Source organism: Roseomonas gilardii (assembly GCF_001941945.1).
Taxonomy (GTDB): Bacteria; Pseudomonadota; Alphaproteobacteria; order Acetobacterales; family Acetobacteraceae; genus Roseomonas.
On record NZ_CP015583.1, the window covers coordinates 2,797,903 to 2,821,446 of the forward strand.

The following is a 23,544-nucleotide window of genomic DNA, read 5'->3' on the forward strand; positions in this document are numbered from 1 at the left end:
GTCTGCCGGCGTGCGGCCGCCCCATCGGCCCCGCGCGCAAGACCGGTATCAGACCACCGGAACGTCCCGCATCCCGCCATGGCGGGCGACCAGCCGGGCGATGACCGGGCCGAGCAGGATCACGATCACCAGCCGGATCGCCTGGAGGGCCATGACGAAGGAGAGGTCCACCTGGCTGGAAGCGGCGATCACCGCCACGGAATCGATCCCGCCCGGGCTGGTGGCGAGGTAGGCGGTCAGCGGGTCGATGCCGACCAGATGCGTCAGCAGCGCCGCCAGCCCGCCGCAGAAGCCCATCAGCAGCAGGATCGAGACGGCGATGCGCGGCATGGCGCGCAGCGCGTGCATCAGCACGGCACGGGTGAAGCTGAGACCGATGCGCCAGCCCAGCACGGCGTAGCTGATGGCCAGGAGCCATTCGGGAAGCTGGATGTCCAGCAGGCCGGTGGCGTGCAGCGCCGCCCCGATCAGCATCGGCACCAGCAGCGGTCCGGCGGGGATGCGCGACCACTGCCCCAGGAAGCCGCCGCCGAAGGCCAGCAGCAGCGTGCCGGTGAAGGAGAAGGGATCGAGCGCCGGGAACCAGGCGATGGCGGGCGCCTGGGCGCCGGAGGTATCCACCCATATCCGCGCGATCAGCGAGGCCGCGATCGCCACGAAGGCCACCCGCAGATACTGCATGAAGGCCACCAGCCGGGCATCGGCGCCGAAGGCCTGGGCCATCAGCACCATGGCCGAGGCGGCGCCGGGGGTGGAGCCCCAGACCGCGGTGGTGCCCGGCAACACGCCCCAGCGGCTCATCAGGAAGCCCAGCACGCTGCTGGCCGCCAGGGTGGACAGCACCACGCCCAGGAAGAGCGGCCAGTCGGACAGGAAGGTCTGGATGATCTCGGCAGTGATGGAGACCGCCACCAGCGCGCCGACCACGCCCTGCACCCCGGTGAAGGCGAATTTCGGCATGCGCAGCGCGGCGCCGCCCACCGCCACCAGGATCGCCGCCACCATGGGGCCGAGCAGCAGGGAGGCCGGCAGGCCGGTGGTCATCAGCCCCCCGGACAGCACCACCGAGAGGAGCACGAGCACCGCCCAGGATGCCGGCACCGGCAGCCCGCTCAACAGGCCCTTGGAGGTCGGGGGGGAAGCCTGCTGGCGTGTCACGTCGGGTCAGCCTTTTTCATTTTCGTCCAGGCCCCCGCCCGGCCAGTGGGGGCCGGTCCGGCCTACTCCACCGTCACCGCCTTGGCGAGGTTACGCGGCTGGTCCACGTCGGTGCCCTTCAGCACGGCGACGTGATAGGCCAGCATCTGGACCGGGATCGCGTGCAGGATCGGTGCCACGAAGGGATCGACCGTCGGCAGCACCACCACGCGCTCGGCGAAGCGGCGCAGCACCGGCGCCCCCGCCGCATCGGTGAAGGCGATGATCCGCCCGCCGCGCGCCGCCGCCTCCTGGAGGTTGGAGGCCGTCTTCTCGAAGAGCGGCCCGCCGGGGCAGAGGGCGATCACCGGCACGGCGGGATCGATCAGCGCGATCGGCCCGTGCTTCATCTCGCCCGCCGCATAGCCCTCGGCATGGATGTAGGACAGCTCCTTGAGCTTCAGCGCGCCTTCCATGGCGATGGGGAAGAGCGAGCCGCGCGCCAGGTAGAGCACGTCCCGCGCCTTCGCCACCTCGGCGGCCACCGCCTCGATCTCGCTGGAATCCTCCAGCAGCCGCGCGGCGTGCTCCGGCACCTCCAGCAGCGCGGCGGTGAGGCGCGTTTCCTCGGCGGCGGTGAGCGTGCCGCGCGCCCGGGCGAAGCCGATGGCCATGCAGGCCAGCACGGAAAGCTGGGCGGTGAAGGCCTTGGTCGAGGCGACGCCGATCTCCGGCCCCGCCACGGTCAGCAGGGTGGCATCCGCGTCGCGCGACATGCTGCTCTCGGGCACGTTGACCACGGCGAGGGCAGACTGCCCCTGCCCACGCAGCAGCCGCATGGCGGCCAGCGTGTCCGCCGTCTCGCCGGACTGGGACACGAAGAGCGCGGCGCCGCCCTCGGGCACCGGCGGGTCGCGGTAGCGCAGCTCGCTCGCCACGTCGGAATCCACCGCCAGCCGTGCCAGGGATTCGATCCAGTAGCGGCCGACCTGCGCCGCCAGGAAGGCGGAGCCGCAGCCCGAGATCCAGAGGCGCGGCAGGTGGGTGGGATCGAAGGGCAGCGGCGGCAGCGACACGGCGCGGGAGCCCGGATCGACATACTGGTGGAGCGTGTCGCCGATCACCACCGGGTGCTCGTGCAGCTCCTTCTCCATGAAGTGGCGGTAGTTGCCCTTGCCGACCGCCGCGCCGGAGAAGGCGGTGGTCTTCACCGCCCGTTCCGCCGGCCGGTCCTGCGCGTCGAAGAAGTGCGCCGCGTGGTCGGAGACGACGACCCAGTCGCCTTCCTCCAGATAGGCGATGCGGCGGGTCAGCGGCGCCAGCGCCAGGGCGTCGGAGCCGACGAACATCTCGCCCTCGCCATAGCCCACGGCCAGCGGCGCGCCCTGCCGCGCGGCCAGCAGCTTGCGCGGGTGCCCGGCGAAGATCGCGGCCAGGGCGAAGGCGCCCCGCACCCGCTTCAGCGCGTTGGAGAAGGCCTCCTCCGGCCCCTGCCCTTCGGCCAGGTTGCGGTCGAGCAGCCGGGCGAAGGTCTCGGTGTCCGTCTCCGTTTCGAAGATGGCGCCCTGCGCCTCCAGCTCGGCGCGCAGCTCGGCATGGTTCTCGATGATGCCGTTATGCACCACGGAGACGCGCTTCGTGCCGTGCGGATGGGCGTTGCGCTCGGTCGGCGCGCCATGCGTCGCCCAGCGCGTGTGGCCGATGCCGGTGCGGCCTTCCAGCGGCTCGCGCTCCAGCACATGGGCGAGGTTCACCAGCTTGCCCTCGGCCCGGCGCCGGTCGATATGGCCGTTGACCAGCGTGGCGATGCCGGCGCTGTCGTAGCCCCGGTATTCGAGGCGGCGCAGCGCCTCCAGCAGGCGCGGGGCGGCGTCCTGCTGCCCCACCACACCGACGATGCCGCACATTCTAGCGCTTCTCCTTGCGCCGGCTGGCGCGGAAGGCCGCCGCCATGCCGGGCTTCTCTTCCTGGCGGGCGCGGCCGAAGACCATGGCATCCGGCGCCACATCCGCCGTCACCGTGCTGCCCGCCGCGACGAAGGCGCCGTCGCCCAGGGCGAGGGGCGCGACCAGCGTGCTGTTGGAGCCGATGAAGCTGCCCGCGCCGATGCGGGTGCGGTGCTTGGCGAAGCCGTCGTAATTGCAGGTGATGGTGCCGGCCCCGATATTGGCGCCCGCCCCGATCGCGGCATCGCCGAGATAGGAGAGATGGTTCGCCTTGGCGCCCTCGCCAAGCACGGCGTTCTTCAGCTCGACGAAATTGCCGACATGGGCGCCCTTCTCCACCACCGCGCCGGGGCGCAGGCGGGCGAAGGGGCCGATCACCGCATCCCGCCGCACGGTGCAGCCTTCCAGGTGGGAGAAGGCGCGGATCTCGACCCCGTCCTCCACCGTCACGCCCGGGCCAAAGACCACGTCCGGCCCCACCGTGACATCGCGGCCCAGAACCGTGTCATGGCAGAGGGTCACGCTGTCCGGCCGGATCAGCGTGGCGCCGTTCTCCATGGCGGCGAGGCGCAGGCGGGCCTGCACCGTGGCCTCGGCCCCGGCCAGCTCGGCGCGGCTGTTCACGCCGCGGCATTCGGCCTCGCTGCCCTCCACTGCCACGGCGCGGCGGCCATCGGCGCGGCACAGGGCGACGAGGTCGGTCAGGTAGTATTCCCCGGCGGCGTTGTCGTTGCGCACCCGGCGCAGCCAGGGGAAGAGGTCCGTGCCGGCGGCGCAGACCACGCCGGCATTGCACAGGCCGACCACCCGCTCCTCCTCGGTGGCGTCCTTGAACTCCACGATGCGGGCGATGCCGCCATCCGGATGCGGCAGCACGCGGCCGTAGCGCGCCGGATCGGCCGGGCGCATGGCCAGCAGGGCGAGGTCCGCCCCTTCCCGCCGCGCCGCCTGCAGGCGCCGCATGGTGTCCGCCGTGATCAGCGGGTTGTCGGCGTAGAGGACGGCGACATCGCCCTCGAACCCTTCCAGCACCGTGGCGGCCTGGAGCGCGGCATGGGCGGTGCCCAGGCGTTCCTCCTGCACCACGCAGGGATAGGGGTCGGCCAGCTCGGCCACCGCCTGCATCTCCGGCCCGACCACCACCACGATGTGGTCGAAGGCGTCCTCGCAGGCGGCGATCAGGTGGCTGAGCATGGGCCGGCCCGCCAGCGGGTGGAGGGCCTTGGGAAGGCTGGAACGCATCCGCGTCCCGAGACCGGCGGCGAGAAGAATGGCGGCGGAGGGCATCTTGGCCCATGGACCTAGCCCCCGCCCCCCGCCCCGTCCAGCACCGGGGGCGCCACTGAGGTTTCAAACCTTGTTGCCGGCTGTGACGGGCGGCGGGCCCTGGCCCCCCGCCCGCGCGGCGGTCAGCGCGCGAAGACGCTCTCGAAGTCCCGGAAGCCCTTCACCTCGATCGGATTGCCGCTCGGGTCGAAGAAGAACATCGTCCGCTGCTCGCCCGGTTCGCCCTCGAAGCGCACGACCGGCGGGATGTCGAAGGCGATGCCTCCGTCCCGCAGCCGGCCGGCCAGGGCGAACCAGTCCTCCAGCGGCAGCACCACGCCGAGATGCGGCATCATCACCATGTGGTCGCCGACCCTGCCGGTGCGGGTGACCTCGAAGGGCTTGCCCAGGTGCAGCGAGATCTGGTGGCCGAAGAAGTCGAAATCGACCCAGGTGTCGGTGGAGCGGCCCTCCTCGCAGCCCAGCACGCCGCCATAGAAACGGCGGGCTTCGTCGAGATCGGTCACATGATAGGCCAGATGGAACAGGGACTTCACGGTCGGCTCCTGGATCGGTCGCAGTGGCGGCGCCCCTGCCCGTCCGGGTGCCCCGGCGGGAGGGATCGGGTTCACGGCGCCTGAATAGCCCGCCACGCCATCCCCGCCAGCCCCGGGGGTTTTTCCCAAAGGGGGATTTTCCCAGGGGCGCATGGCAGCGGCGGTTTCCGGTGCCGAGACGCGGCCTTCCCGCCCGGCTAGGCTTCGTCGCATGGAACGTATCTGCCTTCTCGACCTCGACGGCACGCTGATCGACAGCGCGGCCGATATCCGCGACGCGCTGAACCGGCTGATGGCCCGGCGCGGCCTGCCCGGCTTCGCCATGCCGGAGGTCCACCGCATGATCGGCGATGGCGTGGCGGTGCTGGTGCGGCGGGCTCTGGAGGCGCGTGGCCAGCCCTTCGACCCGGCGGCCCTGGCCGAGTTCGTGCCGGACTACGAGGCCCATGCGAACGACCGGACTGCGCCTTTCGCGGGCGTGCCGGAGGCGCTGGCCGAGCTGCGCAGGGCGGGCTGGCGCCTTGCCGTCTGCACCAACAAGCCGGTCGCGGCGGCGCGGCTGATCCTGGAGCATCTGGGCCTCGCGCCGCTGGTCGATGCGCTGGCGGGCGGCGACAGCTTCCCGGTGCGCAAGCCCGATCCGGGCCACCTGCTAGGCACGCTGCGGCTGATGGGCGTGGCGGCGGAAGGTTCCGCCCCGCCGGGCGTGGTGATGGTGGGCGACCATGCCAACGACATCCGCTCCGCGCGCGGCGCGGGGGCGGCGCCGGTCTTCGCGGCCTGGGGCTATGGCCTCCCCGAAATGGCGGATGGCGCCCCGGTGGTCACAAGCCCGGCGGAGCTGCCGCCGCTCCTGGCGCGGATGGCGGGTTGACCGCGCCGGGTCAGCGCTGGGCGGCCAGGGAGGACGCTTCGCTCACCCGCACGAGGCTGACCGTGGTCTGCCCGAACCAGCGGTTGGGAATCTCCAGCCGCACGGGCAGGAACGGACCGCCGGGGTGGACCTGGGCGAGCCAGGCATCGCCTTCCTGCAGGCGCTGACGCTCGGCCGGGCTGTCATCCAGCTTGAAGCCATGCGTCAGCCGGCCGCTGAAATGGCAATGCAGGGCCCGGCCGGGCCAGTTGCCCGAGAGCATCTCCCACCCCAGGGTCCGGGCCGACAGCTCGCTGCGGCGGCGCCCGTCGAAGACCGCCGCCTGGGCCTCGCAGCGCCCGCTGTCCCGCACCTGGCGGAGCAGGGTCGCCACCGCCGTCAGGCTGTCCATGGTGCCGCGCTGGGCCGCGGCGGGCACCGGCTCGCGCTCATCCGTGTCCAGCGGCGGCAGAAGCTGGCGCAGCACCGGCTGGCCGTCCAGGTAATCCACGACCGTGCTGCGCTGCTCCCCGCCCCAGACACCCTGGGCGACATAGCGCCGGGGCTGTGGTCGGCCGTCGGCCCAGTTCCCGGTCGCGCGGGTGGTCATGGTGCCGCTGCGGAAGAGCGAGGCCACGCCGCGCATATGGGTGCGGATCTCCAGCACATAGCCACCCGACGAATCGGACAGGTCGAAGCTGGCCTCGATATCCATCACGGTCAGCCCGGCGGCCCGGACCACGTAGCTGGCCTTCATGGGCTGGGCGCGGGCCGGCGCGGCGGCCAGGAGGAGCGACAGGCCCGCCAGAAGAGCGGCCGGGAGGATGGCCAGACGGCCCCGCCATGAGGCGTCCCGGGAAACGTCCCCGCAGATGGCGCGCGGGAAGACAGGAGCTGTCCGCATCCAGGAGCCTCCGGTTGGCGAGGCCCTCATATCGTGGGCCATCCCCCCGTTGACACCCCCGGCGAGGGAGGATAGTTGAGCGCCCACAGCCTGGGTGCGTAGCTCAGCGGGAGAGCACTGCCTTCACACGGCAGGGGTCACAGGTTCAATCCCTGTCGCACCCACCAGGCTGCTCCCCTTTCAATCAGCAGTTCAAGCCAAACGTCGCCCGATGCGCGCGGCTGCCGTTGTGTCCGCATGTCTGGCCTACGCGGGGTGTGTTCCAGCGCACAGACAGGATGGACCAGCCGTCTAGTTTCTTCTCCACTATCAGTCGGGAGAGGGCGGCATGCCGATGTCGGAGAGGGGTGTGGCGGAGCCGGGAGAGGTGTCCTCTGGCGGCCGTGCCGTGTCCAGGGGCATCAGCCTGTTGATCCACTCGGCCCCGCTCTGCCTGTGCGCGATCCTGGGGCTGCTCTGGCTGATAGGTGGCCGCTAGGGCCGCTTCCTCCCGGGCGAAGGTCGTCGGCCGCCGCAGTCCCCCTCATACGCATGATCGGCCATAGCGGGTCCCATGGCTCGCAACGCTTGTCTCGTTGCGGCGCAAAGCGCAGTTCGCGAATTTCGGGCTGGCGGATGCGGGAATGACTGCCGCCCGGACCCGCCTCCCCTTGCTACTGGCGAGATCAGGTTCTGGCCTTGCGGCCCATTGGACACGGGGATGGATGCATGGTTGCCGGCCTGGCGCCCGGCCCGCCTTTACCGACAGGAAGCAGCGCGAGGAATGACCGGCGTCAGTTTCGATCTTGGTGAAATGGTCATATTCCTCGTGGCGATCCTTCTGTTCGTGGACATCGCCAGAGGAAAGACGGACTAGCTCCCTTCCATCCCGCAGGCGGGCGCCCGAGCCGGCCTGGCCTCAATCCCAGGCGGACAGGATCTCGCCCATCCGGACCGTTTCCACCTGCTGCCCGTAGCGCTCCCGGTAGAGCGCCAGCAACGCGTCATGCGTCCGGTCCGAGGATGAGCAGAGCGCATCCGTCGGCAGCACCACGCGATAGCCGCGGTCCACCGCCCCCAGCACCGCCGCCAGCACGCAGACATCGGTCTCGGCACCGGTGATCACCAGCGTGTCCACGCCACGGGCGCGCAGCCTTTCCTCCAGCTCCGGTCCACTCCAGGGCGAGTACACCGTCTTGTCCAGCAACTCCCCTGGCGGGACGAAGCGCATGAGCGGCGGCAACAGGTCGATGGCCCCGGGCGGCAGGGCGTCGAGCCGCATCTCCGACCAGCGCTCGTAGTAGCGCCGCCAGGTCCCCCGCCCCTCGCGCGGCGAGCGCAGCGGAATGAAGCGGGTGAAGATGGTTTGCTCCGCATGGCGCTCGGCCAGTGCCTCCACGGCGGGCAGGACACGCTCCATCCACGGCGTCTCCCAGGGGCTGCCCTTCGAGAAGAGGTTCTGCATGTCCACGCAGAGATGCAGGCAGTGGTCGCCAAGCGGCCCGAAGCGCAGGCCGTCCTGCACCCGCGGCATGTCCTCCTGATCCATGTTTCATGGTCCTCCCGCCTTCCGAACGAGCGGCGGGGCGGGAGGATGCGGGCCGGATGGGCGGGAGCCTATCGCGCTTCCTGCTCCCCGGCCTCCTCCTCCGGCACGTTGCGGCGCAGCTCCTCCAGCCAGGCCTCGGCATTGCCGTCGGAGGGGGCGCGCCAGTCGCCGCGCGGAGAGAGCGAGCCGCCCGCCACCACCTTCGGCCCGTTCGGCATGGCCGACCGCTTGAACTGGCTGAAGGCGAAGAAGCGGCGCAGGAAGACCTCCAGCCAGTGCCGGATCTCCGGCAGCGCATAGGCCCGGCGTGCTTCCTCCGGAAAGCCCGGCGGCCAGCGCCCCGCCCCGGCATCGCCCCAGGCGCGCAGGGCGAGGAAGGCGATCCTGGAGGGCCGGAACCCGTAGCGCAGCGTGTAGAACAGGTTGAAGTCCTGCAGCGCATAGGGGCCGACCTTGGCCTCGGTGCTCTGGATCGCCTGCCCTTCCGTGGCGGGGATCAGCTCCGGCGAGATCTCGGTGTTCAGGATCGAGCCCAGCGTCCCGCCCACCGCCGCGTCGAACTGCCCCGAGGCGATCACCCAGCGGATCAGGTGCTGGATCAGCGTCTTCGGCACGCCGCCATTGACGTTGTAGTGCGACATCTGGTCGCCGACGCCATAGGTGCACCAGCCCAGCGCCAGTTCCGAGAGATCGCCCGTGCCGAGCACGATGCCGTCATGCAGGTTGGCGGCGCGGAACAGGTAGTCGGTGCGCAGCCCCGCCTGCACGTTCTCGAAGGTGATGTCGTAGACCGGCTCGCCGCGCGAGAAGGGATGGCCGAGATCGCCCAGCATCTGCCGCGCCGCCGGACGGATATCGAGCTCGTGCGCCGTGACGCCGAGCGATTCCATCAGGCGGTGCGCGTTGGTCTTCGTGCCCTCGCTCGTGCCGAAGCCCGGCATCGTATAGGCGATGATGTCGGTGCGCGGCCGCTCCAGCAGGTCGAAGGCCTTGGCCGCCACGATCAGCGCCTGGGTGGAATCGAGCCCGCCCGAGACGCCGATGACGATGCGCCTGATGCGTGCCTCGCGCAGCCGCTGCACCAGGCCCGAGACCTGGATGTTGTAGGCCTCGTAGCAATCCTGGTTCAGCCGCGCCGGATCGGCGGGCACGAAGGGGAAGCGTTCCACCGCCCGTTCGAAGCCCAGATCGCCCTTCGGTGCCTCCAGGCGGAAGCCGATGCGGCGGAAGGGGCGTCCGTGGCGGCGGCGGTTGTCGTCGAAGGTGCCCTGCCGCGCCCGTTCCTGCCGCAGCAGGTCGAGGTCCACATCCGCCACCGCGAACTGGTCGCCGGCGGGGAACCGGTCGCTTTCGCGCAGCACCGCGCCGTTCTCGAAGATCGAGACCTGTCCGTCCCAGGCCAGGTCGGTGGTGGATTCCCCCACCCCCGCCGCGGCATAGACATAGGCGGCGAGGCAGCGCGCCGACTGGCTCTGTGACAGCAGCCGCCGCGTTTCGGCCTTGCCCACGGTGATGTTGCTGGCGGAAAGGTTGGCCAGCACGGTCGCGCCGGCCAGGGCGCCCTCGGTGCTGGGGGGAAGCGGCACCCAGACATCCTCGCAGATCTCGGCATGCACCACGAGGCCGGGCACGTCCTCGGCGGCGAAGAGCAGGTCCGGCCCGAAGGGCGCCTCCAGCCCGGCCACCGCGATCGTGCCGCCCTCCGTGCCGAGGCCCGAGGCGAAGTGCCGGCGCTCGTAGAATTCGCGGTAGTTCGGCAGGTGGATCTTCGGCACCACGCCCAGCAGCCGCCCGCGCTGGATCGCCAGGGCGCAGTTGTAGAGCCGCCCCTCGTGGCGCAGCGGTGCGCCGATCAGCAGAAGCGGCATCAGCCCGGCGGAATCCCGCACCAGCCGCGCCACCGCCGTCTCCACCGCCTCCAGCACCGCATCCTGCAGCAGCAGGTCGTCGATGGCGTAGCCGGACAGGCAGAGCTCCGGGAAGACCGCCACCGCCACGCCCTGGGCGTCGCAGCGGCGCGCGAGGTCCAGCAGGGCATCGGCGTTGCGCGCCGGGTCGGCGGCATGGGCGCGGCCGCTGCAGGCGGCGATGCGGGCGAAGCCGTGCCGGTAGAGGGAAAGGAAGCTCATGCCACGCCCGCCCCGTCCCGGCGGGGGAGCCGGAAGCCCGGCTCATGGCGATGGGTCACGGTCATGGCGGCGTCTCCCGGCAGAGGGCATCCCCTCCCGACAGGGAACGGGGATGGACCGCAGAGACTTGGCGCCGATCGGGCCGCCCGGCAAGCACGGCACCGGTTTGCTGTCCCAGCCTGCCTCCCGTGGGCCTGCCGCCTCCGGCCGGCTTCTTCCGGGAGGAGGTGGCAGGCCCAGGGGGCCGGAATCGCCGTGACGATTCCGGCCGGGAAAACGGCGCTTCAGCGCGCCGGGGCCGCCCCGCGCCCGGCCGGGCGCAGCTCGTCCGGGGTCAGGACGCCATCCCCGTTCCGGTCGGCCATGCGGAAGAAGGCCTGCGCCACCGGCTGAAGCTCCGCCAGGGTGACGCGTCCGTCGCCATTGGCATCGGCGGCGCGGAACAGCGCCTCGGCCCGGGCCTCCATGGCGGGCGGCACGGGGCGGTTGGCATTCTGCCCCCGGGCGGGGCGCTGGCTGGCCACATAGGCGCGCAGCTCCTCCCGTGTCACTGCGCCGTCATGGTCGGCATCGATGGCGGCGAAGCGGGCGGACAGGGCGGCCCAGGCCTCGTCCCAGGTCACCCGTCCATCGCGGTTCGCATCGGCCTCGGCGAAGAGCCGGGCCATGCCGCGTGGCCCCCGCTCGCCTCCTCGCTCTGGCGCCTGCCTGGCCTGGGGTGCGGGTTGGGGCGTCTGGCCGGAGGACTGGGCCAGGGCGGGGCCGGCGAGGCCCATGCCGAGAAGTGCGGCCAGTCCGAAGGCGGACCAGCGGGTCCGGGCCGGGGTGGTGGAGGTCATTGGCGGCGGGTCCTGATCCGTGTGGGAAAGTGCCGCCAGTTGGGGTGGGGATGTAACGGGGCCATGGGCCGCCGCGTGAGGAAGAGTGACGAAACCCCGTTCCTCCTCCGCGCGGCCCTCCTCCGCGCGGCGGGTCCGGGAACCTACCAGCGGTTCCAGGGGTCGTTCCGGCGGCGGTCCGCGTCCTGCCAGCGGCGCTGCTGCTCCCAGCGCTGGCGCATGTCCTGCTCCCGGCGCCATTCCGCCTCGCGTCGCTGCTGGATGGCGAAATCGCGCTGGCGCTGCGTGTCGCGCCACTGCTGCTCCTCGATCCGGCGGCGGTCCATCTCGACGCGGTGCCGGTCCTGTTCGGCCCGCTGGCGCTGCTGGTCGGCCTGGATGCGCGCCCCTTCCTGCAGCAGGCGCTGCCCCGCATCGGCGGGCTGCGCCCGGGCCGGGATCGAAACGGCAGGGACCAGAAGAGTGGGAAGCAGCAGCAGGGCCGGCAGAAACCCGGCGGGAATTCGGCGTCGCGTCATGGTGGTGGTCCTCCCGTTTCCTGAACGACCGGGGGAAAGACTGGATGCCCCCCATGGCGAGGCCGGGGCCTCACCATGGTGGAACAAAGGCACGGGCCGGGCCCGGCCAGGGCTGGCGGAGCCTAGCCGCGCGGCGGCGTGCCCGGCTCCCCAAGGTCCCAGTACATGCCGGCGAAACCGGCGATGCCCTCGCGCAGCGTGGCCGGCAGGGCGTGCTCGTCCGGCCCGTGCTGCTTGCAGCCGTTGTAGGAATGCGGGACCCAGACCAGCGGCACGCCCAGCGCATCCACGAAGACATCGCCCGGCAGCCCGCCGGAGGTGTTGGGGATCACCTGCACCCGGCTGCCCAGCGCGCTTTCCATGCTCGCCTTGGCCCAGCGGACCCAGGGATGGTCGGGATCGGTGCGGCTGGCCGGCATGCGCAGCCCGGCATTCTCGATGCCGATCTCCGGGAAGCCGTGCTCGTCCAGGTGCCGCCGCAGCGCGGCCTCGAAGGTGGAGGGGTCGGTGTCCACCGTGTAGCGGATCTGGCAGGTCGCCTTCGCCCAGGGCGCCACGGCATTCACCGGATTCTCCGGCCGGCCCGAGACCATGGCCAGCACGATGAAGGAGTTCCAGCCATAGATCTTCTCGGCGGAGGTCAGGCCGGGCTCGCCCCAGCCCTCGACGATCGCCGCCGCCTCCCCCGCGCCGCCCACCGGGCAGCCTTCCAGCACGCGGCGGATGGCGGGGGGCACCGTTTCCCCGGCCAGCCAGCCGCGCACGAGGATCCTGCCGTTGCGGTCGCAGAGGCTGGCCAGGGCATGGGCCAGCACCACCGCCGGGTCGTTGGTCAGCCCGCCCCAGTGGCCGGAATGCACGCCGCCCTGGCGGAAGCGCGCCACAAGATCGAAATGCCAGGTGCCGCGCGTGCCGGTGGCGATGGTGGGCAGTTCCGGCTCCACGCGCGGCCCGTCCGAGGCGATCAGCACGTCGGCCGCCAGCGCCTCCCGGTTCGCGAAGACGAAATCGCGCAGCCCGGCCGAGCCGCGCTCCTCGCAGGTCTCGATCAGCACCTTCACGTTGAAGCCGAGCCTGCCACCGCGCTCCGCCAGCACCGCCTCCAGCGCCGAGAGGTTCAGCGCGTGCTGGCCCTTGTTGTCCACCGTGCCGCGCCCGTACCAGCGGCCGTCGCGCTCCGTAAGGGTCCAGGGCTTCAGCCCCTCCGACCACTGCTCGTCCAGCCCGTGCACCGTGTCGCCATGGCCGTAGAGCAGCACGGTCGGCCGCGCCGGGTCCTCGATCCGTTCCGCCGTCAGGATCGGGCCGAAGCCCTGCGCCGGATTGTCGTGGATGCCGACCGCGAAGCCCATCCCTTCCAGCCAGGGGCGGATTGCCGCCTCCAGGTAGTGGCGGCAATCCGCCGCATGGGCGGGGTCCTGCGAGGTGGAGGGGATCGCCACCAGCGCGGCCAGACGGTCCCGGAAGCCCCGGTCGAAATACTCGCGCGCGCGATCCAGCGCGCCCTGCCGCGTCGCCATGGCCAGACTCTCCTGCGGTTCCCGGGAAAACGGGCCGCAGGTTGCGACGGAGGGAGGGCGAAGGGAAGACCCGGGGGCGATCTCTTCACCCCCGGCGCTGGGCCGGGGTTCCTACCGCGTCCGGCTTGGCGCACCGCCATCGCCGGATGCACCGGCCGCGAACAGCGCCGCCGCGGCGGCGAGCGGCACGAGGCTCAGCAGGGCCATGGCGCTGCCGCTCTCCGGCTCCGCTTCCTGTGGGGCATGGCGCCCAGCCGGGGCGGCCGGCAGGAAAGCGGGCGGTCGTGCCGCCAGGCGGGGCGGGGCGCTGCGGGGCGCCACGACCACGCCGGAACCGGAGGGCACCACGACGGTTTTCACGCTCTGCGCCAGCGCCGGCGGAGGAAGCGCCAGAAGGGTGGCGAACGCCACCAGCAGCGGAGGGATCGCGGCCCGTGTGATCTTCTGTCGGGGGCAATGGCTGCGCGGCACTGGCACCCTCATGCGAACCGGCTGGCGAGAGGTTCGGAACTTATCGAGTTCACGCGAGAAGATCACCTTTTATTCAACTCAAGGTGGCATTTCTGTCGCGCCAGACCAGAAGGGTGCGGCCATTCCATGTCGCCAGCGTGCCTGCCGGAACGTTGAGCCCGCCACGACCACCAGGCGGGTGATCGGCAGCCTCACAACTGCCAGTCCGAGGCAGCCGCCACGGCCGGCGCATGGCTGTGCGACTGCGCCTCGCCCGATTCGCCGATGACATAGGCGAGGTCCAGCCGGCTGTGCCCCGCCTTGAGCCAGTTGCTCCAGTTCGCGATCTCGCCCGCCGAGGCACTACGGCCCAGGGCAGTGCCGTAGAGGTCGGCAATGAAGCCGGAATCGTCCTGTCCGCCATGGCGGGCCGTGAAGAGTTCCGTCTGCATGAGTTCGGCGTAGAGGTCGCGCAGGGCCTTGCCGGCGGCGAGCTTCTGCGACCAGAGCAGCAGGGAGGAGGCGTCCGGCCCGCTGTCCAGGACCGCCTCATAGGCCCGGGCCACCTTCGCGCCCTGCGGATCGGCCAGCCAGATGCCCTGCGGATGCTGCGCCAGGAAGAGGTTGCGGCTTTCCGCCGAGCCGGCGATCCCGGCCGCCAGCGCGGCCTTGCTCATACCGGCGGCGACGAGGCCGACGTGGTAGTCGATCTCGGACGCGGCGGCGGAACGGCCGAGCGCGCCCTGGTAGAAGGCCGAGACCTGCTGCGCCGTGCTCAGGGCGCCGAAGCGGCCGGCGAATTCCGCGCTGCCGACGAGGTCCGCCGCAAGCTGCGCCGGGGTGAGGCCGGCATCGAGCCGCGCCGTATGGGTCGCGAGGCCGCTGGCATCGGGCTCCCGCATCAGGATGGTCTCGTAGAGCCGCACCACCCAGGCCGCGGCGGTGCCGCTGCCCAGGTCCAGCCGCCCGTCGTCGAAACGGACCGACTGCGCGCCCGAGAGCAGCAGCGTGTCGCCCTCCCAGCTCAGTTCCAGCCCCTTGGGCGTGGCGATCCAGTGGCTGGCATCGGCGGAGACGCCGTCCAGCACCGCCACCCCGGCGGTGGAGAAGGCGACGTCCTGCGCCACCCCGCCTGGGGAAAGACGGACCACCGTGCCGGTGTCGGGGGCGGGCAGCTCGGTCATCAGCGCGCCGCTCGCCACGGCGGGGACGGTGAAGGCGGCCATGGCCTCCGCCGAACGGCCGATCAGCATCAGCAGGTCGAGATTCGACCAGCCATGGGCGGCGATCATGTCGTGCCAGCTCGCGAGGTCGGCCGCGCCGGGCGCGCGTTCCAGCGCATCCGTGAAGAGGCGCGTGAGGAAGCTCGCCTCGCTCTCGCCGGAGGGGTGCCGGGCCAGATAGGCCTGGGTCTGGGTCAGGCTGCGGTAGAGGTCCGTCAGGCTCGACGTGCCGGCGGCGATCGCCTTTTCCCAGCGTGCCAGCGCGGCCGCGTCCGGCGCGTCGTCCAGCACGGCGTCATAGGCATACAGGATCTCCCGCGCCGTGCCGTCCACGACCCAGGTGCCGCCGGGATGCAAGGCCGCATAGCGTGCCGTCGCCTCGGGGGAGGTGGTGAAGGCCAGCACGAGCTGCGCCCGCTCCACCCCCTGCGCCAGGGCGTTCAGGTGCGTCGCCATTCCCCCCGCATCCGGCGTCCGCCCCAGCGCGAAGGCATAGAGGCGCGTCACCAGGTCGGCATCGGACAGCGTGCCGAAGCGGCTCTGCGCCTCCGGGCTCGACAGCAGGCTGCGGGCCATGCCCAGCAGGGTCAGGGCGCCGCTTTCCAGCAGATGCGTGTGCAGGGCGAGGCCGCCGTCATCGGGATCGCGCAGCAGCAGCGTCTGGTAGAGGCGCGTCGCCTGTGCCGCGGCGGAATCCGCGGCCAGTTCGAGCTGCCCGTCCATGAAATCGACCTGCCGCGTCGCGCCGAGGTCGAGCAGCGTGCCATCGGCGAGGCGCAGCTCCAGCGCGGCGTCGTTCAGGCCGAGGCGGCTGCCCCCGGCGCCGGCGGCCACCACCGCCACGCCGCCGGTGCCACGCGTCACCGCCTCCGTCCAGCTTCCCGCCGCGAGGACGGTGGGGCGGTCGTCGTTCAGGATGGTGCCGCTGGCCTCCCCGTCCCCGACCACGGCGCCACTGACATCGGTGAGCACCACCCGGAAGCTCTCATCGGCCTCGCGCAGCCGGTCGCCCAGCACCGTCACCGCGATGCTGGCCGTGCTGGCCCCCGCCGCGATGGTGACCTGGCCGCTGGCGGCCTGGAAATCCTGCCCTGCCGTGGCGGTGCCCGACAGCGTGCTCCAGCGCAGCGTCACCGGCGCATCCGCCGCGCGCGACAGGCTGACGGTGAAGCGCATCGTGCCGCCGCCGGAATCGCCTTCGGCCAGGCTGGCATCGGCGATGGTCAGCACCGGCGGGACGGGCGTGTCGTCCTCGCTGGTGACGTTCAGCACGGCGACATCCACCGTCATCGCCGCGTCCTGGTGCCCGTCCGAGACGATCACCGCGACCGGCAGGGTGGTGCCGCCCGAGCGCAGCAGGTCGTAGCCGTCGCGCAGCTTCAGGACGTTGCCGTCCACCACCTCGAAGCGCCAGTCGTCCTGTGGCGCGACGGTGAAGGTGAGCTGCGCGGCGGCGGTGTCCGGATCGCTGGCCGTGAGGCTGCCGACGATGCCGCCCGCATCGGTTTCCAGCACGCTGCCACCGCTGGAGAAGGCGAGGCCGGAGGGCGGCGTGTCGTCCACCCCCAGCAGCGTCACGACCCAGCCGCTGCCGAGATCCTGCCAGCCGGCCGCCGTCTGCACCCGCAGGCCAAAGGCGAGCACCGGGTCCGCCCCGGCGGCCCAGGCCTCCCGGTCCAGCAGCCGGGCGGGGGTGATGGTGACGGTCTGGCCCGTGGCATCCAGCGTGGCGGTGAAGGCGCCGGCAGCGGCGCCGGTCAGGGCCACCGCCAGCACGCCCGTGGCCAGCCCGACGCTGTCGGACAGGGTCAGCCGGGCCGACCAGTCGCCCGCGCCGGAGTTCTCCAGAATGGTTCCCGGCACCTGGCCTGAGATCTGTAGCATCCGGAGGCAGCCCCCAGCGTCCGCGCCTCTGCGACACGCCGTCCTGGCACGCCTGTCCCGATGCCCTCCTGGCCCTGGGTTTCTGGCATCCCCTTGCTGAACAGGGGGTTAAGAACCTTCGCCCTTCTCCGGCGCAGCCTCCTGTGCCTGGGGCGCAGTCCGGCCCTGTCCGGCGGACATTCGCCTTGGGGCCAGGGAAGGGTATAGGGCGGCGCATGATGCGCGCCTTCCGGATCCTGATCGCCGTGCTCGTCCTGGTCCTCGCGGGGGGCTGGGCCTTCGCCTGGTTCCAGCGGGAACCCGGGGAAAGCTGGCCGGACTCCTTCGCACGGCTGGTCACGCGGCAGCAGGGCCCGGCCCGGCCCATGGTCGCCTCGCCGAACGCGGTCACGCTGCCCTCCGGGGCGCGGATCGGTGGCGATTTCGCGCTCACCGACCAGACGGGCAAGCCGGTGACGGAGGCCAGCTACCGCGGCAAGGCGGTGCTGATCTTCTTCGGCTTCACCCATTGCCCGGATGTCTGCCCGACCGAGCTCAGCACCCTGGCCACGGCCATGGACCAGCTCGGCCCCGATGCCGCCCGCGTGCAGCCCCTCTTCATCACCGTGGACCCGGAGCGCGACACGCCGGAGAAGCTCGCCGACTATGTCGGCCTCTTCCACCCCGCCCTGGCCGGGCTGACCGGCACGCCGGAGCAGATCGCCCAGGTCGCCAAGGCCTATCGCGTCTATTACGCCAAGGTGACGCCGCCGGGGGCGAGCGACTATCTGATGGACCACTCCGCCTTCGTCTATCTCCTGGGCCCGGACGGGGCGCTGCGGGGCATGTTCCGGCCGGGCGCGACCCCGGAGGAACTGGCCGCGGCCGCCCGCCAGGTCCTCGGCTGAAGGAACTCCCCCGGCCATGGCTCTCCTCCCCCCTTCCAACATCCCGACCGAGGCCCGTCCCGACGTGATCTCCCTGCCCAAGGACCGCATCAAGATCCTGCTGCTGGAGGGCATCTCGGACAGCGCCGTCGCCACCTTCAACACCTCCGGCTATGCCACCATCCGGCGCGAGGCCAAGGCGCTGGAGGGCGAGGCGCTGCTGGAGGCGGTGCAGGGCGTGCACCTGCTCGGCATCCGCTCCCGCACCCAGGTGACGGAGGAGGTGCTGAAGGCCGCCGACCGGCTGATCGCCATCGGCTGCTTCTGCATCGGCACCAACCAGGTGGACCTCGCCGCGGCGCGGCAGCGGGGCATCCCCGTCTTCAACGCCCCCTTCTCCAACACCCGCTCGGTGGCGGAGCTGGTGATGGGCGAGATCGTCATGCTCCTGCGCGGCATCCCCGGCCGCTCCAACGAGGCGCATGCCGGCGGCTGGGACAAGTCCGCGACCGGCGCGCACGAGGTGCGCGGCAAGACGCTGGGCATCATCGGCTATGGCAATATCGGCACGCAGGTGAGCAACCTGGCCGAGGCTTTCGGCATGCGCGTCCTCTACCACGACGCGATCCGCAAGCTGGGCCATGGCAATGCCCAGGCGGCCGCCTCGCTGGGCGAGCTGCTGGCGCAGAGCGACGTGGTGACGCTGCACGTGCCGGAAACACCCGAGACCACCGGCATGATCGGCGCGGCGGAGCTGGCGGCGATGAAGCCGGGCGCCATGCTGATCAACAACGCCCGCGGCAAGGTGGTGGACATCGACGCGCTGAAGGCGGCGGTCGAGGGCGGCCATCTCGGCGGGGCGGCGCTGGACGTCTTCCCCTCCGAGCCCAAGCGCAACGGCGACCGCTTCGTCTCGCCGCTCCAGGGGCTGCGCAACGTGATCCTGACGCCGCATATCGGCGGCTCCACCGAGGAGGCGCAGGAGCGCATCGGCGAGGAGACGGCGGACAAGCTGGTGAACTACTCCGACACCGGCGCCACGCTGGGCGCGGTGAACTTCCCCGAGGCCAACCTGCCGGCCCGCGCGCGGGGGACGCGCTTCATGCATGTCCACCACAACATCGCGGGCATGCTGGCGGCGATCAACGACACCTTCCGCAAGTTCCAGCTCAACATCGCGAGCCAGGTGCTGCAGACCGATCCGGAGCTCGGCTACGTCGTGGTGGATGCGGAGAACGTGGCGGACCCGCAGGCCGTGCTGGCCGACCTGCGCGCCCTGCCCGGCACGATCCGCGCGCGGCTGCTCTACGAGCGCAACTGAGCCGGGACGCCTGACGCGGAAAGGGCCTGTCCGGCGCGCCGGACAGGCCCTTTTCATGTCTCCCCGGGGTTCACCCCCCGGGCGGGAAAGGCCCCCGGGGATGTCCCCGGGGGCCCTGGCGGCTACCGGCTGTTGCCGCCGCGCAGGCCGAGCGGCACGAAGCGCTGTCCCTGCGCCCCTTCCACCAGCATCAGCGCGCTGGGGCGGTTCTGCTTGCGCAGGTCGTCCAGCTTCGCCTTCAGCTCCTGCGGCGTGTTCACCCGCTCCTGCTGAACCTCCACGACGCGGTCGCCGGCGGTGATGCCGCGATCCGCCGCCGGGCTGCCCGGGGCGACCTCGACCACCACCACGCCCTTCGCATCGGGCGCGATGGAGAAGCGCTCGCGCAGCTCCGGCGTGACGGCGGTGACCTTCATCCCCGTGCCTTCCAGCTCCACCAGGGCCGGCTGCGCCGGGGCATTGCCCGTGCCTGCCTGCTGCTGGTCGGCCGGGATCTCGGCCACCTTGACCTGGACGGTCTGCTCCTTGCCGTCGCGCCAGAGCAGGACCGGCACCTCGCTGCCCACCGCCGTCTCGGCGACGATGCGCGGCAGGTTGCGCATCTCCTGCACATCCTGGTTGTTGAACTTCAGGATGACGTCGCCGGTGCGGATGCCGCCCTTGGCGGCCGGGCCGTCATCCTGGGCCCGCGCCACCAGCGCGCCGCGCGCCCCGCCCTTCAGGCCCAGGGATTCCGCGATGTCGTCGGTCACCTGCTGGATGTTCACGCCCAGCCAGCCGCGCCGCACCTGCCCGCCGGTGCGGAGCTGCGCCACGATGTTCTTGGCAAGGTTGGCGGGGATGGAGAAGCCGATGCCGATCGAGCCGCCGGAGGGCGAGTAGATCGCGGTGTTGATGCCGACGACCTTGCCATGCATGTCGAAGAGCGGGCCGCCGGAATTGCCGCGGTTGATGGCGGCGTCCGTCTGGATGAAGTCGTCGTAGAGGCCCTGGCGGATGTCGCGGCCGCGCGCCGAGACGATGCCCGCCGTGACCGAGCCGCCGAGGCCGAAGGGGTTGCCGATCGCCAGCACCCAGTCGCCGACCTGGGCGGTGTCGCTGTCGCCGAAATCCACCTGGGAGAGCGGGTGGTCGGTCTTGATCTTCAGCACCGCGATGTCGGTGCGCTGATCGGTGCCGAGCAGCTCCGCCTTGATGGTCGTGTTGTCCTGCAGCACCACGTTGATCTCGTCGGCGCCGTCGATGACGTGGTTGTTGGTCACCACGATGCCTTCCTTGGCATCGACGATGAAGCCCGAGCCCAGGGACTGCGCGCGGCGCGGCGCCTGCGGCTGGTTGGGCCGGCCGCCCGGGCCGCCAGGGCGGTTGCGCTCCAGGAAGTCGCGGAAGAATTCCTCGAAGGGGCTGCCCGGCGGCGCCTGCGGGATCTCGGGCGCATCCGGCCGGTTCGGCCCGCGCGCCTGCAGCGTGGTCGTGGTCTGCACGTTCACCACCGCCGGCAGGAGCTGCCTGGCCAGGGGGGCGAAGGAGGTCGGCGCGTCGCGCAGGGGGATCTGCGGCGAGGGCGTGGCGCCGGGGGCCGGGATCGTGGAGGGGGCCGGGGCCGGAGTCTGGGCTTGGGCGGGAGCGGAAGGCGCGGGAGCCTGGGCCAGGGCGGGCGCCATCGGGAGGGCGGCGAAGCCAGCCAGAATGGCCGCCGAGGCGAGCAGATAAGGACGCACGGTGATTCTGCCTTCCTGTCGGTCTGAGAGGTCAGCCTGGAATGTGACCACTCCCATGGCCATGGAAAGCCACAAAGGGTCACAATCGGCCAACTCCGCGCAGCCTCTCCCCCGGGCCGCCGCGGATCAAGGGGGAGGCCGCATCAAAGCCTGTTCAGCCGGTGCGGGTTCGGCCAGGGTGGGTTCGGTCGGGCAGACGGTCCGCCGGAAATGGAAAAGGGGGAACGGCCATGCCGTTCCCCCTTTCCGGGAAGCCCTGCGGGAGCCGTCCGGCCCTTACGGGGCGGGGGCCGGCTGGGCCGGGGCCGGGGCGGCTGGTGCCGCGATGGTGCCCGGGGTGGGGGCCGAGCGGAAGTAGCGGAAGAAGTCGCTGTCCGGTGCCAGCAGCAGCCGGGTTTCCGCATGGCCCTCGACGAAGGCCGTCCGGTAGGCCTGCATGCTCCGCCAGAAGGAGAAGAACTGCGGGTCCGCCCCATAGGCCTTGGCGTAGATCCCGGTCGCCTCCTGCTCGCCCTCGCCGCGCAGCGCATCGGCCTGGGCCTGGGCCTCGGCCAGCAGCACGGTGCGCTCGCGGTCGGCGCGGGCGCGGACCTGGGTGCCGATCTCGGCGCCCTCGGCGCGGATCTCGCGCGCCACGCGCTCACGCTCGGACTGCATCCGCGACAGGATGGCCTGGGTGTTCTCCTCCGGCAGGTCGGCGCGGCGGATGCGGACGTCCACCACCTGGACACCAAAGGAATCCGCCTCGGTATTCACCTGGTCGCGGATGGTGTTCATGATCCGCAGCCGGTCGGCCGAGAGCACCGAGAGCAGCGGCTCGTTGCCCAGCACGCGGCGCAGCGAGCCCGACATGATGGAGGAGAGCCGCCCGCGGATGCCGCTCTCCAGCGAACCCACCGTCTGGTAGTAGCGCAGCGGGTCGCTGATGCGGAAGCGTGCGAAGCTGTCCACGATCAGGCGGCGCTGGTCGCCCAGGATGATCTCCTCGCCCGGCGATTCGAAGTCGAGCAGCCGGCGGTCGAAGGAGATCACGTTCTGGATCAGCGGGATCTTGGCATGCAGCCCGGGGTCGCGGATCACGCGGATCGGCTCGCCGAACTGGGTGATCAGCACCTGCTGGGTCTGGTGCACGGTGAAGAGGGTGGAGCTGAGGAGGATCAGCACCACCACCACGGCGGCGCCGAGCGCGATCAGGCGGTTCATCGGCTGCCCCCCTGCTGCACGAGGTTGCTGGTCAGGCCGGGCGTGCTGCCGGAGGGCGGGTTCGGCGCCGGGGCGGAACCGTTGGAGGAGCCGTTCTGGCCGGGGGCGCGGGGCGCGCCCGGGCGCGGTGCCCCTGGTCCGTCGAGGTTGAGCAGCGGCAGGACGCCGCCGACATTCTCGTCCACGATCACCTTCGGGTTGTTCTGCAGGATCTCCTGCATGGTCTCCAGGTACATGCGCCGCAGGGTGATGTCCTGCGCGGTGCGATAGGCGGTGAGCACGCTGGTGAAGCGCTGCGCCTCGCCCTTGGCCCGGGCCACCTGCGCCTCGCGGTCCGCCTGGGCGGACTGGATCAGCTTCTCGGAATCGCCGCGGGCGCGCGGGATGATGTCGTTGCGGTAGGATTCCGCCTCGTTGCGGGCGCGCTCGCGGTCCGCCTGGGCACGCTGCACGTCGCGGAAGGCATCCACCACGGAGGGCGGCGGGTCCACCTTCTGCATCTGCACCTGGGTGATCTCCACTCCGGCGCTGTACTGGTCCATGATCGCCTGGGTGCCCTGGCGCACCGCCTGCTCGATCTGCGCGCGCGCCTCGGTCAGCGCGGGCTGGATCGGGGTGCGGCCGATCACCTCGCGCATCATGCTCTCGGCGGCGGATTTCACCGTCTGCTCGGGATTGCGCGTGTTGAACAGGAACTCGCCGGCGTCGCGGATGCGCCAGAAGACGGCGAAGTCGATGTCGATGATGTTCTCGTCGCCGGTCAGCATCATCGATTCCTCGGTCACGTTGCGCGAGGGATTCGGCCGCACATTGGTCGCGCTGTTGTCCGCCGAGGAGCGGAAGCCGATGTCGATGCGGTTGATGCGGGTGACGCGGGGCGTGGTCACGCTCTCGATCGGCCAGGGCAGGTGGTAGTTCAGGCCGGGGCCGGTGGTCGCGCGGAAGGCGCCGAAGCGCATCACCACGCCCTGCTCGTCCGGCTGCACCCGGTAGATGCCCGAGGCCGCCCAGACGGCCACGAGGGCTAGGCCGATCAGGGCGATGCCCTTCCCGCCCCCGCCGCCGCGCGGCAGGAAGCGCCGGGCGGCCTCCTGCGCCTGACGGATCACGTCATCGAGATCGGGGCCGCGGCCGAAGGGACCGTTGCCGCCCCCGCCATTGCGGGGAGGCTGGCCCCAGGGGCCGTTGCCGGGACCGTTGCCCTGGTTGTTGCCATTCCCCCCGCCCGAAGGCGGGCGGGGATTGCCCCAAGGATTGGGTCCGCCGTTGCTGTTCCACGGCATGGGCCGTCAGGTACTCCCTGGTTTGGTCGCGTCTGCTATCCGTTCGCCACCCGGTGGGGGTCAAGCCCCGGCCCCGATCCCGGCCCCCGATCCTGGCCCCTGCTGCGGGCGCGGCCACCGGTGCCCACCCCCGGCTTCCCCGACCAGGGAAAGCAGCAGGGCGGGACCGGGGAGCGCCGGAACCGGGAGCGCCGGGCGAAGGCCTCCGGCCCTGCCGGCACTCCCGTTGCCGGGGGCCGGCGGGGCGGCGCCGTCCCGCGCCCCGGCTTGCATGCGACGGCAGCATGGGCGCAAGAGCGGCCTCAAGGGAAGCCCCGGGTTCCGGGGCTCCGGCTTCGAGGCCCGGGACGGGCCTGGTGACCGCCCGTGGCTGGGGTGGACCGTGTGACGATGCG

Annotated in this window: 19 protein-coding genes and 1 tRNA gene; 5 read left to right on the forward strand and 15 right to left on the reverse strand. The window is 71.7% G+C overall.

Annotated elements, in window-relative coordinates; translation table 11 throughout:
- Window positions 1-48: 48 nt before the first annotated feature.
- The 4 genes from RGI145_RS12840 to RGI145_RS12855 all read right to left on the reverse strand — a co-directional run bounded on the left by RGI145_RS12840 (window position 49) and on the right by RGI145_RS12855 (window position 4,907).
- Window positions 49-1,158, reverse strand: coding sequence for an AbrB family transcriptional regulator (locus RGI145_RS12840; RefSeq protein WP_083670676.1), 1,110 nt, complete (start codon window positions 1,156-1,158; stop codon window positions 49-51).
- A gap of 62 nt (window positions 1,159-1,220) precedes the next feature.
- The gene (glmS, locus tag RGI145_RS12845; protein WP_075798662.1) at window positions 1,221-3,044 is read right to left on the reverse strand and encodes a glutamine--fructose-6-phosphate transaminase (isomerizing); all 1,824 of its coding nucleotides are present in this window, start codon (window positions 3,042-3,044) and stop codon (window positions 1,221-1,223) included.
- 1 nt (window position 3,045) lies between these two features.
- The gene (gene glmU, locus RGI145_RS12850) at window positions 3,046-4,371 is read right to left on the reverse strand and encodes a bifunctional UDP-N-acetylglucosamine diphosphorylase/glucosamine-1-phosphate N-acetyltransferase GlmU (RefSeq protein WP_075798663.1); all 1,326 of its coding nucleotides are present in this window, start codon (window positions 4,369-4,371) and stop codon (window positions 3,046-3,048) included.
- Between the two features lie 122 nt (window positions 4,372-4,493).
- A complete protein-coding gene (locus RGI145_RS12855) occupies window positions 4,494-4,907 on the reverse strand; it encodes a VOC family protein (protein WP_075798664.1) in 414 nt (137 codons plus the stop codon).
- A gap of 211 nt (window positions 4,908-5,118) precedes the next feature.
- Here RGI145_RS12855 and RGI145_RS12860 point away from each other — a divergent pair, with 211 nt between their 5' ends.
- Entirely contained in the window at window positions 5,119-5,781 is a 663-nt protein-coding gene (locus RGI145_RS12860; protein WP_075798665.1) for an HAD family hydrolase, read from the forward strand.
- A gap of 10 nt (window positions 5,782-5,791) precedes the next feature.
- On the opposite strand, the gene RGI145_RS12865 is transcribed toward RGI145_RS12860, so the two are convergent.
- Window positions 5,792-6,664 carry a DUF3108 domain-containing protein gene (locus RGI145_RS12865; RefSeq protein ID WP_075798666.1) on the reverse strand — a complete coding sequence of 291 codons (873 nt, stop codon included), beginning with the start codon at window positions 6,662-6,664 and terminating at the stop codon, window positions 5,792-5,794.
- 92 nt (window positions 6,665-6,756) lie between these two features.
- Here RGI145_RS12865 and RGI145_RS12870 point away from each other — a divergent pair.
- Window positions 6,757-6,831, forward strand: a tRNA-Val gene (locus tag RGI145_RS12870).
- Between the two features lie 161 nt (window positions 6,832-6,992).
- Window positions 6,993-7,142, forward strand: coding sequence for a hypothetical protein (locus tag RGI145_RS25100; RefSeq protein WP_156878521.1), 150 nt, complete (start codon window positions 6,993-6,995; stop codon window positions 7,140-7,142).
- 420 nt (window positions 7,143-7,562) lie between these two features.
- Here RGI145_RS25100 and RGI145_RS12875 read toward each other — a convergent pair whose 3' ends face one another.
- The 7 genes from RGI145_RS12875 to RGI145_RS12905 form a co-directional block, all read right to left on the reverse strand.
- Window positions 7,563-8,192: a cysteine hydrolase family protein gene (locus RGI145_RS12875; RefSeq protein WP_208863873.1), complete on the reverse strand. Its 630-nt coding sequence runs from the start codon at window positions 8,190-8,192 to the stop codon at window positions 7,563-7,565.
- Between the two features lie 68 nt (window positions 8,193-8,260).
- On the reverse strand, window positions 8,261-10,321 hold the full coding sequence (locus RGI145_RS12880) for an NAD(+) synthase (protein WP_075798667.1): 2,061 nt from the start codon (window positions 10,319-10,321) through the stop codon (window positions 8,261-8,263).
- Window positions 10,322-10,605: 284 nt separating this feature from the next.
- A complete protein-coding gene (locus RGI145_RS12885; RefSeq protein ID WP_083671115.1) occupies window positions 10,606-11,160 on the reverse strand; it encodes an EF-hand domain-containing protein in 555 nt (184 codons plus the stop codon).
- A gap of 143 nt (window positions 11,161-11,303) precedes the next feature.
- A complete protein-coding gene (locus RGI145_RS12890) occupies window positions 11,304-11,678 on the reverse strand; it encodes a hypothetical protein (protein ID WP_075798669.1) in 375 nt (124 codons plus the stop codon).
- 122 nt (window positions 11,679-11,800) lie between these two features.
- Window positions 11,801-13,198, reverse strand: coding sequence for a M20/M25/M40 family metallo-hydrolase (locus RGI145_RS12895; RefSeq protein WP_075798670.1), 1,398 nt, complete (start codon window positions 13,196-13,198; stop codon window positions 11,801-11,803).
- 111 nt (window positions 13,199-13,309) lie between these two features.
- The gene (locus RGI145_RS12900; protein ID WP_156878522.1) at window positions 13,310-13,609 is read right to left on the reverse strand and encodes a hypothetical protein; all 300 of its coding nucleotides are present in this window, start codon (window positions 13,607-13,609) and stop codon (window positions 13,310-13,312) included.
- 251 nt (window positions 13,610-13,860) lie between these two features.
- On the reverse strand, window positions 13,861-16,734 hold the full coding sequence (locus RGI145_RS12905) for a DUF4214 domain-containing protein (protein WP_156878523.1): 2,874 nt from the start codon (window positions 16,732-16,734) through the stop codon (window positions 13,861-13,863).
- A gap of 236 nt (window positions 16,735-16,970) precedes the next feature.
- On the opposite strand from RGI145_RS12905, the gene RGI145_RS12910 reads away from it, so the two are divergent.
- Together RGI145_RS12910 and serA are read left to right on the forward strand one after the other, a co-directional pair.
- Window positions 16,971-17,642 carry an SCO family protein gene (locus RGI145_RS12910; protein WP_075798673.1) on the forward strand — a complete coding sequence of 224 codons (672 nt, stop codon included), beginning with the start codon at window positions 16,971-16,973 and terminating at the stop codon, window positions 17,640-17,642.
- Window positions 17,643-17,658: 16 nt separating this feature from the next.
- On the forward strand, window positions 17,659-18,942 hold the full coding sequence (serA, locus tag RGI145_RS12915) for a phosphoglycerate dehydrogenase (protein WP_075798674.1): 1,284 nt from the start codon (window positions 17,659-17,661) through the stop codon (window positions 18,940-18,942).
- A 122-nt stretch (window positions 18,943-19,064) separates the two neighbouring features.
- On the opposite strand, the gene RGI145_RS12920 is transcribed toward serA, so the two are convergent.
- The 3 genes from RGI145_RS12920 to hflK all read right to left on the reverse strand — a co-directional run bounded on the left by RGI145_RS12920 (window position 19,065) and on the right by hflK (window position 23,149).
- Window positions 19,065-20,606, reverse strand: a complete 1,542-nt coding sequence (locus RGI145_RS12920; RefSeq protein WP_075800037.1) for a DegQ family serine endoprotease — start codon at window positions 20,604-20,606, stop codon at window positions 19,065-19,067.
- Between the two features lie 333 nt (window positions 20,607-20,939).
- Entirely contained in the window at window positions 20,940-21,866 is a 927-nt protein-coding gene (gene hflC, locus RGI145_RS12925) for a protease modulator HflC (RefSeq protein WP_075798675.1), read from the reverse strand.
- Window positions 21,863-23,149 (reverse strand): FtsH protease activity modulator HflK, encoded by a 1,287-nt coding sequence (gene hflK, locus RGI145_RS12930; RefSeq protein ID WP_075798676.1) that lies wholly within the window; start codon window positions 23,147-23,149, stop codon window positions 21,863-21,865. Before hflK ends, hflC begins: the two co-directional genes overlap by 4 nt.
- Window positions 23,150-23,544 lie beyond the last annotated feature (395 nt).